Here is a 10945-nt window from a genome sequence, read left to right as displayed (position 1 = left end):
CGATATTCTATAATATAAAGGATAAGATATCGGAGTAGATGAGAAGGAATGGTAGCAAATGAATAAACCAAAGACGATGACAGAATATGTGTATGAAGAACTAAAGAGTAATATTTTATCAGGTATATACAAACCCGGTGATAAACTGACAGAAATATCATTAGCAAATGAGTTAGAAGTAAGTAGAACACCTGTTCGAGATGCGGTTCACCGATTAGAAGCGGAAGGCTTAGTTAGTCTTACTCCTCATAAAGGAATTACGGTGAAGAAATTAACGAAGAAGGATGTTCAAGATTTTCACCAAATTAGAATTGTTTTAGAAGGTCTCGCCGCCAAATTAGCTGCCTTAAATGCCACTGATCAAGAGCTAGAACTATTCAAAGAATTCTTAATTGGAATGGAAGAAGTATATGATCGAGAAAAAGAACATGAACAATATAAAGAAATTGCCAAGAAAAATGTGGAATTTCATCAAATGATTTGCCAAATTGCCAAAAACGATATGTTAACAAAAATGTTAGATAGCTTATCAATTCCAATTGCGGTTGCTCGGGCATCTAACTGGACCAATTTCAAAGAACGTAAGAACCAAGCGATGGTGGAGCATCGAGAAATTGCAAAAGCAATCATATCTAAGGATGCTGAACTTGCTCAAGCAATAACCGAGAAACATATCTATAATGCTTGGAAAGCAACAGAAAAATCAATTGAAGAAGAAAATCAAGCAAATCAGTAGCAAATACCCTACTTTAAATACGACATATGTCACAATCAGCTGTTCACGAATTTCGGGGACAGCTTTGTTTGAAAAAAGGGGGAAGTTGATGTTATACGATTATATTGTCATAGGTGGAGGGATTGTAGGACTTTCAACAGCATACGCACTCAAAAAGAAATATCCACATGCGAAAATATTAATAGTTGAAAAAGAAGAAACCGTCGCCGCTCACCAAACTGGGAGAAATAGTGGAGTCATCCACTCAGGTATTTATTATAAACCTGGCAGTCTAAAAGCTAGACTTGCTCAAGAAGGCTCTAGAACTTTAATCAATTTCTGTCAACAAAATGAAATAGAATTTGAGATTTGTGGGAAATTAATTGTAGCTACTGATCAAGAAGAACTCCTTCATATGGATAATCTCTATCATCGTGGCTTAAAAAATGGCCTTTCCATAAAGAAAATAGGGATCGAAGAAATGAAGGAATATGAACCAAATGTTGCAGGAATAGCAGCCATTCATGTCCCAACAGCAGGCATTGTAAACTATAAAAAAGTCGCTCAATCTATGGTTCGTTACATTTTAGAAAATGGTGGAGAACTCAAAACCAATACAAAAGTAGAAAACATCATTGAACAAGAAAAAGAAATTGTGCTAGAAACAAGTAACGGAACTTTTCATACATCCTATTTAATTAACTGTGCTGGTTTATTTAGTGATCGTATGGTAAAGCTTCAAGGGATTGACCCACAATTGAAGATTATTCCTTTCAGAGGAGAATACTTTGAACTGAAGGATGAAAAGAAGAATTTAGTGAACAATCTAATCTATCCCGTTCCTAATCCGAAGTTTCCATTTCTTGGTGTTCATCTTACTAGAATGATAGATGGAAGCATCCATGTCGGGCCGAATGCAGTATTAGCGTTTAAGCGTGAAGGTTACAAAAAAACAGATTTTAATATGAAAGATTTTTTTGAAGTCATGACATATCCACCGTTCTGGCAAATTGCGAAGAAGAACTTAACATATGGTATGGGTGAAATGTATCGATCGATCAATAAAAAGCAATTCTTAACTGCCGTTCAAAAATTAGTACCTGCCGTTCAAATCGATGATTTAATTCCTTCTAATGCTGGTGTCAGAGCTCAAGCTTTAACAAATGAGGGTGAACTATTAGACGATTTTAAAATGATTAGAGGTAATAGATCCATCCATGTTTGCAATGCACCTTCTCCAGCAGCAACGGCTTCATTATCAATCGGAGAAGAAATCGTAGAATACCTAGAAAATCCACAGTCACTCATCACAGTATAAATAGCTCCCTAGCCCATTTGGGTAGGGAGCTTCTATTATAAGAAGAAAATCAACAACTGTGATGTGATAGCCACAAGGATGAGTGCAAAAGGATATGCAGCTGCATATGCAATGGCTGCATCCTCTGTATCAATGAGTTGATTGACCGAACCAAGTCCTGGGGTACTCGTCATCCCACCACAAAGGGCACCCAAAGAATGGACAATGCTTAAATGAAATAGTTTCCTAGCTATTAGGAAACCGATAATCATCGGTAGTAGCGTGATTAATGCACCTCCGATTAATAAGTTAATTCCCTCCTCCTGAATAACAGTTACTATCCCTTGTCCAGCTGTCGTTCCAGCTCCTGCAAGAAACAAAGCAAGACCAATATCACGGATAACTGCATTTGAAGGCTGATAATACCTAGCTTGTATTGGACCCAATTTACCAAAATGACCAATAATTAGTGCAACAAATAACGGGCCTCCTGCTACCCCCAAAGTAATGGTGCCTAATCCAGGGAGGGGAATCGGCACCATACCTAGAAGGATACCAACTAAAAGAATGATGCTAAGTGAAAATATATGCACATTTGTGACTGTAAATGTTTTTCGAGTGAAGAGTTTTTCTACATCATTTAGCCGATCCTCACTACTAACAATCGTAAGAACATCGCCACGTTCAAATCGAATTCTTGCATTTTGACTATATTCAATTCCAGCTCGTTCAAAGCGAGTAACAGTCACACCAAAATTTCGTCTCAAATTCAATTCCTTTAATGATTTACCAATCGCTTCATCAGAATCTACTGTTACTTTACGCAGTTTTATATGGTCTACATTTTTAAGCTTTGTTGCTACCTTCACACCAACAAAACTACAAAACTTCTCTAATTCAGATTGAGCCCCAACTGTTACAAGTAAATCTCCCTTCAAAATAACTGTATCATTCAAAGCAATGATATTCCGATCTCCTCGAATTACCCGACTGATTACTACATCATGCTTCTTCTGAAATTTCAGTTCCTTCAATGTTCGCTTATTTATTTCAGGGTTAGCTACTTCAATTGTCATCATTTCTGGTGAGGTTTCATTTTTTACCGGGTTGTTTTTTCTTTGTAAATCCTCCATCAAATTAACTCTTACTACTCTGGGCAATAGTTGAACAAATAAGACAACTGCTAACACACCAAATGGGTAGGCAATTCCATAACCCACTGAAGCAATTGGATCATTCGTTGCTTGTAGTGCAGCTGCAAGACCGGGGGTACTTGTTAATGCACCAGTCATAATCCCAATACTTAAGGCAGGAGATAAATGGAAGACTTTTGACACAATAATTGTCGTTATTGCGGCTACAATAATAATAATGATGGAAATGATTCCGAAAATTAGTCCAGACGAGCGAATCATACGAAAAAAACGAGGACCAGCTTGAAGTCCAACTGCAACTATAAATAAGCTTAATCCAAAATTTTGTACAATAGAAGATACTTGAAAACCAAAATGTCCAAATGTCATTGCAACTAAAAGCACTCCGGCAGAGCCTAAGCTTAGCCCCTTAATCTTAGTTTGTCCTAACCAAGATCCTAAGAATAATATAACAAATAACAATAAAAGTGGCTCTTCTAATAAATGTAAAATAAATTCCACAATTGCTGCCTCCAAATTCTAGTAAAACAATAAATACATATCTAATGTTAAACATTATAACGCTTTACAAAATAAATGAAAGAATGAATCATTAAATTTCAAGAAGTTGCCATAAGTGGAAGAGTGGGGACGGTTCTCATGTTATCCAAAGCAAATAAGTTTGTTTTCTCGAAGTAAATTGATACTATAGTTTTATTCCATCAAGAAAGGATAAATCAAATGACAAATATCCAAATACCTGTTTCTGTTCTTAACCTAGCACCGATTAGAGAAGGTCAGAATTCAAAAGAAGCCATTGAATCAGTTGTTGATTTGGCACAAGCAACAGAAAAAATGGGTTACACACGTTACTGGATAGCTGAGCATCATAACACGCCAACTCTTGTAAGTTCAGCGACTTCCATTTTAATTAAACATACATTAGAACACACAGAAAGCATCCGTGTAGGTTCGGGTGGCATTATGCTTCCAAATCATTCACCATTAGTGGTGGCTGAGCAATTCGGAACGATGGCAACTATTTATCCAAATCGTCTTGACTTAGGTCTTGGTCGTGCGCCAGGTACAGATATGGTCACTGCTAGTGCTCTAAGACGGTCTCAACATGATTCTGTTTATACATTCCCTGATGATGTAAACACGTTACTTACTTATTTTGGTAATGAAAACCAACAAGGAAAAGTAAGAGCATATCCAGGTGTAAACACAAACATTCCGATTTACATTCTTGGTTCATCAACAGATTCAGCCTATTTAGCAGCAAAATTAGGATTACCTTATGTATTTGCTTCACATTTTGCTCCAGCGCATATGGAAGAAGCCATTTCGATTTATCGTAATAGATTCCAACCATCTGAATACTTAGACTCACCGTATATGATGGTGTGCCTAAATGTGATTGCAGCCCAAACAGATGAAGAAGCCCGTATTGAATCAACTACGATGCAACAATTTTTCCTAAATGTCGTAAGAGGGTCTCAAATGAAGCTTAAACCACCAGTTGAAAATATGGATCAGATCTGGAGTCCAGCTGAAAGACAAATGGCGTTATCAATGTCAAGTGTCACACTTCTCGGAAGTAAAGATTCGATACGAGAGCAGTTAACTAATTTTCAGGCGAAGTATAATGTTAACGAAATTATGGCAGTTTCATACATTTTTGATCCTGAAAAACAAAAACGTTCTTATGAAATTTTAAAAGAAGTGGTTGAAGGTCGTTAACATCGCTTTCGTCTAACAATAGGAAAGCATCCTCATTTCATATTTGAAATGAGGATTTTTTTGAACATAATTAGTTTCAAAGCCAAATACTTCAGGAACCGAATATTTCGATAGTGAAAATAAATTCATTATATGATATTATTACTTTATTAAAATAAAGCATTGGTAGCGTAAAACAATTATTCTACTGAAACAGCTCGTGGAGATGAAACAAGTTGGAAACGTGGAAACGTAATTTATTAGTACTTTGGATTGGGGTCTTTTTTACAGGAGCTAGCTTTTCAATGGTTATCCCATTTTTGCCAATTTTCCTGATAGAGCTAGGGGTACATGATCACACCGAATTGTGGTCTGGATTGTTATTTAGCTCCGCCTTTTTTGCCGGCGCAATTGCATCACCTTTTTGGGGTCGGGTAGCCGATAGGTATGGCAGAAAGCCAATGATTATTAGAGCAGGGTTGTTCTTATTCCTTATTTATTTTCTAATGGCATTTGTAACAAATCCTTATCAAATCTTGGCGTTACGTATTTCTCAAGGATTATTAACCGGCTTTATCCCTGGGGCTATTGCTTTGATTGGGACCAATACTCCAAAAGAAAAAGTAGGGTATGCTCTTTCAATGATTTCATCAGCTAGTGCTTCAGGAAGTATTCTAGGACCTTTACTTGGAGGTGTAATCGCTAATATTGTAGGTAATCGATGGGCTTTTGGTACAGGTGGAATCATCGTTCTAATCTCAACGTTACTGATTATCTTTTGGGTAAAGGAGGATAACTTTGTCCCTGCAAAGGAGAAAGGCTCAGTTAGAACCGACATTAGATTAGCCATCGCGAACCGACCACTATTAATGGTTCTAATTATGACGATCATTACAAGCTGTTCAGTGATGACGCTTGAACCGGTCCTTCCCTTATATATTGTGAAATTGGGAGGTACAACAGACAATGCTTCATTATTAGCAGGAATTGTTTTTTCACTCCCTGGTATCGCTAGTGCACTATTTGCTCCTTACTGGGGCCGATGGGCAGATAAGGTTGGTTTTCATCGTATACTTGTCATCGGACTATTGGGTGGAGGGATTGGAATGATCGCCCAAGTAGCTTTTTCTCAAATTTGGGGATTTTCATTACTACGCTTCATTTTTGGAGTGTTCTTCTGTGCGGTATTCCCTGCGTTAAACGGGCTAATTGTTAAATCAACCTCTGAGGATTTTCGTGGCAGGGCATTTGGATTAAACCAAACCGCCACACAATTAGGTGGAATGATTGGACCAATCATTGGAGGAGTTATCGGGGGATTCTTCCCAGTACAAAGCGTATTTATCATGACTGGTGTATTACTGTTAATTGCAACTACTATGGCATATATGAATACAAACTATTTGCAAGGTTCTGCTAAGACAAAGGTTCTTGCGGAGAAGTAAACAATTGGGGATGGCTTTCATGCTTCTTATGATGCGTGAGAACCGTCCCCAATTTGCCATTTTTTTGATATAATATGAGAATCTTAATCTTTTGAAAGGGGAAAATGTGGTTGAACTCAAAATTTTTAGATTTATTGGCACAAAAATATGATTGTGAAGAAAAAGTAGTCACTGAAATAATTAATCTAGAAGCAATCCTGAATCTACCAAAAGGAACAGAACATTTTGTCAGTGATTTGCATGGAGAATATCAAGCCTTTCAACATGTATTAAGAAATGGTTCGGGGAATGTGAAAGAGAAAATAAAAGACCTGTTTAAAGGTGTTTTAACAGAAAAAGAACTAAATGAATTCGCAACATTAGTTTATTATCCAGAAGAAAAAATTCAATTAATAAAGAATCATTTTAGTAATGTAATAGAATTAAATGAGTGGTATACAGAAATCATTGAACGAATGATCAAGCTTATATCTTATGCTTCATCAAAATATACAAGATCAAAATTACGTAAGGCACTCCCTAGTCAATTTGTCTATATAATTGAAGAGCTCCTCTATAAAAAGGATGAGTTATCGAATAAGGAACCTTATTATACAAAGATTGTTCAACAAATCATATCCTTAGGCCAGGCGGACAAGCTCATTATTGGTCTTGCCTATACGACTCAAAGATTAGTAGTTGACCATCTTCATGTTGTTGGAGATATCTATGATCGTGGACCTGAACCTGACAAGATTATGGACACACTGATTAAGTATCATTCTCTAGACATTCAATGGGGAAATCACGATGTCCTGTGGCTAGGTGCGTTTGCAGGCTCAAAGGTTTGCCTTGCAAACATTATTCGTATTTGTGCCAGATATGATAATTTAGATATTATCGAAGATGTGTATGGTATTAACCTTAGACCACTCCTAAATCTGGCTGAGAAATACTATGTTGACAACCCAGCATTTAGACCAAAGAGACAAACAGACAATCATCTTTCTGAGGAAGAACAATTACAAATCACAAAAATACATCAAGCCATTGCCATGATTCAATTCAAGCTTGAAAGTCCAATTATCAAGAGAAGACCTCATTTTAATATGACGGAACGACTATTGCTTGAAAAAATAGATTATGACAAAAACATCATCACAATCAATGGGAATACATACCCGCTTGATCATACTTGCTTTGCAACGATTAATCCAAATCAACCTGATGAACTCTTAGAAGAGGAAGAGAAGGTCATGGACAAGCTATTATTTGCTGTCCAGCATTCAGAAAAGCTAGCACGACATATGAATTTCCTAATGAAAAAAGGAAGTCTTTACTTGAGATATAATGGAAATTTATTAATTCATGGGTGCATCCCTTTAGATGATAATGGGAATATGGAAAAAATGGAGATTGAAAACAAGACCTATGCAGGACGTGAGTTGCTTGATACATTTGAACTGTATTTGCGCCATGCTTTTGCCAATCCGCAAATAACTGATGATCTTGCGACAGATATGGTTTGGTACCTATGGACAGGTGAAAATTCATCACTCTTTGGAAAAAGAGAAATGACGACTTTTGAACGATATTTCATTAAAGATAAGAAAACCCATAAAGAACGAAAAAATCCATACTATTATTTACGTGAGAATGAGGATATCTGCCGAAAAATTTTAGAAGAATTTGATCTAAATCCTGATCAGGGTCATATTATAAATGGGCATACCCCTGTAAAAGAGATAGACGGTGAGGATCCAATTAAAGCAAATGGAAAAATGATTGTCATTGATGGTGGTTTTTCTAAAGCCTATCAATCAACTACTGGGATTGCTGGTTATACCTTATTATATAACTCCTATGGCATGCAGCTTGTTGCACATAAACAATTTAATTCCAAAAAAGATGTTTTACAAAATGGAACAGATGTCTTATCAGTAAAACGACTTGTGGATGAAGAGCTAGAGCGAAAGAAAGTAGCAGAAACAAATGTTGGAGACGAATTACGTCAAGAAGTCTCTATTCTGAAGAGTTTAATGGAGTATCGCTATATGAATTAAACATGAAAAAGCTTGGATGGAAATCCTTGCTTTTTTTATGTCTAAATATTGAAGTATTCACCAGAAGAGTAGGACTATACTTCTCTTAGAATCTTTAATTTGTTATATTGGTACATGTAAACACGAAGACGACATTATTATTTAGAGGAGTTTTACAATGACAAAATTAATTGGATATGTTGGAACCTATACAAAAGAGGAAAGTAAAGGCGTTTATCAGTTCACTCTGGATACTGATGATAAAGTAATTAAGGAAGTAAAATTAGCGGCAGAATTGGATAACCCTACATATGTTACAGTGAGTCATAATAATAAATATTTGTACGCAGTTGCAAAAGAAGGGGACAAAGGTGGAGTTACTGCCTTATCAATCAATCCTGAATCAGGCGAACTCTCAAAATTAAATAGTCAAGCATTAGCAGGATCACCTCCTTGCCATGTTAGTATCAATCATGACAATAGCTTAGTTTTAACAGCAAATTACCATACAACTGTCATTGCATCATATTTAACAAATGAAGATGGTTCACTAAATCCAGCCGCTTCAGTTGTGGAGCATGCTGGTTCTGGTCCACATGAAAGACAAGAAAAACCTCATATGCATTTTGCTGGTTTTACGCCTGATGAGAACTACGCAATTGCAATTGATCTTGGTAGTGATCGTGTGATTACATATTCGATAAATCATGGGAAATTGACTGAGACACAAGTATTCCATACAAAGCCAGGTAGTGGTCCAAGGCATATTACATTTCATCCAAATAAGAACATTGCTTATGTCATGACAGAACTTAGCTCTGAAGTAATTGTACTAAACTATAACGAGATGGATGGTAGCTTCACAGAACAACAAACTATTCGAACAATTCCAAAAGACTTTAACCAAATAAATGATGGAAGTGCGATCCATATTTCCCCTGATGGTCAATATGTATATGCTGCTAATAGAGGTCATAACAGCATTGCGGTATTTAAGGTTGAACAGGATTCAAATCAACTATCCTTTGTTGAATGGACTACAACAGAAGGAGATTGGCCACGTGACTTTGTGATTGATCCTTCAGGAGAATTTCTTGTAGCTACCAATCAAAAGTCGAATTCGATGACATTGTTTGGAAGAGACAAAAACACTGGGAAACTAACTTTAATTCAATCTGAAGTAAAAGTTCCAGAACCAGTCTGTGTTAAATTTTTGAATGTATAATATGAGACGATGAAATTCATGAAAATTGTAAGGCCATTTGACATAATTATCGTTATATTTCTGATTTTGCTTTCTTTTGTACCAGTTGTTATATTTATTCTAAATCAGGACTTTCAAGAAGGGGATTCAGTCATCGCAGTCATTACACAAGATGGAGAAGTGATTCGAGAAATTACACTGACAGGTCACGAAGGAAACGAGCAATTCATTATAGAAGGCAAGGGAAATCAATATAACCTAATGGAGATTGATGGGGAGAGAATTAGAATTAAAGAAGATAATAGCCCAGATCAAGTCGGGGTGAAAATGGGTTGGAAAGATAAACCCGGTGAAACCATCGTATGTCTACCCCATAGACTCTTAGTTGAATTAGTTTCTGAGAAACCGAGTGATGATGATATGATTATTTCACATTAAATGACAATAAAAAAAGTCCCATAAGCATCACACACTTATGGGACTTTTCTTACAGTAGAGATCGTTGATATTTGATTTCTCTTTCTAGTTCTTGTAATTTTTGCTCTTGTTTGTCTATCGGATGACCCAGCGATTCAAGCCTTTCTATATCTCCCTGGGTTCTTATGTACTCCATTTTCAGTTCAGTAAGTTTATTTTCTATCTCTATAGACTTCATTGTTTTCCACCACTTTCTTCGTAACATATACTACTAGTTTAACGAAAACCTGAGCTTTCTACAATGCAAGTCTAAGTTGTGAGCCTACTAATTTTTGAATACATGCTGACCAATGACTACCGTTGTAGCTCTTGAATCAAGCCAGCGACTGGTTGCTATATCGGGATTGTAAAAGAATAATGAGTCCTGCACGATATTCCTCATATCTGAAAGAGCTGCCTGAACGGCTCTTATCGATTCTTTATCAGCAGGTTTATTGATTTGACCGTTTGCTACGGGTTGAAATTGTCGGGGTTGATAAATAACTTCTCTAATTGTATTTGGAAATTGAGGGCTTTCTACTCTATTTAAAACAACAGCAGCAACGGCGACTTTACCTTCAAATGACTCCGTTTGTGCTTCAGCTCGTACGATTCTAGCTAATAAATCTAAATCAGAGTTGGAGATATTTACTTTTTCAGATTGGACCTTCTTCACTTTTTGCGCTTTCTCTACTTTCGGTGTTGTAGTGCTCTTCTTTTCATCTATATTAATTTCCTGACCGACATAGATGAGGTCAAGATCCTTCACTTGTGGGTTTACTTTCGCAAGTTCTTTTAATGTTAATTGATGATTCTTAGCTATTTCAGACATAGTGTCTCCTGGTTTTACCGTATATGCAAATGCATGCTCCGCAAAGAAAAGAGAAGCTAGTAATGTTAATAAGAAAAGTAATTTTTTCATTAAATAATCCTCCTAGTAGTCGTGTTTTTT

General features: G+C 36.4%; 10 protein-coding genes. 7 read left to right on the top strand and 3 right to left on the bottom strand.

Annotated features, from left to right (window positions below):
• Window positions 1-58: 58 nt before the first annotated feature.
• Window positions 59-736, top strand: a complete 678-nt coding sequence (locus F7888_RS02910) for a GntR family transcriptional regulator (protein WP_191777037.1) — start codon at window positions 59-61, stop codon at window positions 734-736.
• 88 nt (window positions 737-824) lie between these two features.
• Window positions 825-2033: an L-2-hydroxyglutarate oxidase gene (gene lhgO / locus F7888_RS02905; RefSeq protein ID WP_191777035.1), complete on the top strand. Its 1209-nt coding sequence runs from the start codon at window positions 825-827 to the stop codon at window positions 2031-2033.
• A 35-nt stretch (window positions 2034-2068) separates the two neighbouring features.
• Here lhgO and F7888_RS02900 read toward each other — a convergent pair whose 3' ends face one another.
• The gene (locus F7888_RS02900; protein ID WP_318246222.1) at window positions 2069-3667 is read right to left on the bottom strand and encodes an aspartate:alanine exchanger family transporter; all 1599 of its coding nucleotides are present in this window, start codon (window positions 3665-3667) and stop codon (window positions 2069-2071) included.
• Between the two features lie 219 nt (window positions 3668-3886).
• On the opposite strand from F7888_RS02900, the gene F7888_RS02895 reads away from it, so the two are divergent.
• From F7888_RS02895 to F7888_RS02875, 5 genes are all read left to right on the top strand, one after another.
• A complete protein-coding gene (locus F7888_RS02895; RefSeq protein ID WP_191777033.1) occupies window positions 3887-4888 on the top strand; it encodes an LLM class flavin-dependent oxidoreductase in 1002 nt (333 codons plus the stop codon).
• Window positions 4889-5103: 215 nt separating this feature from the next.
• Window positions 5104-6312: an MFS transporter gene (locus tag F7888_RS02890; protein ID WP_191777031.1), complete on the top strand. Its 1209-nt coding sequence runs from the start codon at window positions 5104-5106 to the stop codon at window positions 6310-6312.
• A 110-nt stretch (window positions 6313-6422) separates the two neighbouring features.
• Window positions 6423-8354, top strand: a complete 1932-nt coding sequence (gene fbp / locus F7888_RS02885) for a fructose-1,6-bisphosphatase (protein ID WP_191777030.1) — start codon at window positions 6423-6425, stop codon at window positions 8352-8354.
• A gap of 157 nt (window positions 8355-8511) precedes the next feature.
• The gene (locus F7888_RS02880; protein ID WP_191777028.1) at window positions 8512-9558 is read left to right on the top strand and encodes a lactonase family protein; all 1047 of its coding nucleotides are present in this window, start codon (window positions 8512-8514) and stop codon (window positions 9556-9558) included.
• Between the two features lie 9 nt (window positions 9559-9567).
• Entirely contained in the window at window positions 9568-9975 is a 408-nt protein-coding gene (locus F7888_RS02875) for a NusG domain II-containing protein (RefSeq protein WP_225228572.1), read from the top strand.
• A 49-nt stretch (window positions 9976-10024) separates the two neighbouring features.
• On the opposite strand, the gene F7888_RS02870 is transcribed toward F7888_RS02875, so the two are convergent.
• Window positions 10025-10192: an SE1832 family protein gene (locus F7888_RS02870; RefSeq protein ID WP_191777023.1), complete on the bottom strand. Its 168-nt coding sequence runs from the start codon at window positions 10190-10192 to the stop codon at window positions 10025-10027.
• Between the two features lie 87 nt (window positions 10193-10279).
• Window positions 10280-10915 carry a cell wall hydrolase gene (locus tag F7888_RS02865; protein ID WP_191777021.1) on the bottom strand — a complete coding sequence of 212 codons (636 nt, stop codon included), beginning with the start codon at window positions 10913-10915 and terminating at the stop codon, window positions 10280-10282.
• Window positions 10916-10945: the final 30 nt, after the last annotated feature.

Origin of the sequence: Litchfieldia stipae, assembly GCF_014837155.1 — a bacterium.
In the GTDB taxonomy this organism is placed as follows: domain Bacteria; phylum Bacillota; class Bacilli; order Bacillales; family Bacillaceae_L; genus Litchfieldia.
The sequence above is the reverse complement of the archived record's forward strand: the minus strand, read 5'-3'. Positions and strand labels throughout refer to the sequence as shown.

Bases quoted from the DNA above. Each gene is read 5' to 3' on its own strand.
- F7888_RS02895 (WP_191777033.1), top strand. From the start codon at position 3,887: ATGACAAATATCCAAATACCTGTTTCTGTTCTTAACCTAGCACCGATT.
- F7888_RS02870 (WP_191777023.1), bottom strand. From the start codon at position 10,192: ATGAAGTCTATAGAGATAGAAAATAAACTTACTGAACTGAAAATGGAG.
- F7888_RS02865 (WP_191777021.1), bottom strand. From the start codon at position 10,915: ATGAAAAAATTACTTTTCTTATTAACATTACTAGCTTCTCTTTTCTTT.
- F7888_RS02910 (WP_191777037.1), top strand. From the start codon at position 59: ATGAATAAACCAAAGACGATGACAGAATATGTGTATGAAGAACTAAAG.
- F7888_RS02880 (WP_191777028.1), top strand. From the start codon at position 8,512: ATGACAAAATTAATTGGATATGTTGGAACCTATACAAAAGAGGAAAGT.
- lhgO (WP_191777035.1), top strand. From the start codon at position 825: ATGTTATACGATTATATTGTCATAGGTGGAGGGATTGTAGGACTTTCA.
- F7888_RS02875 (WP_225228572.1), top strand. From the start codon at position 9,568: ATGAAATTCATGAAAATTGTAAGGCCATTTGACATAATTATCGTTATA.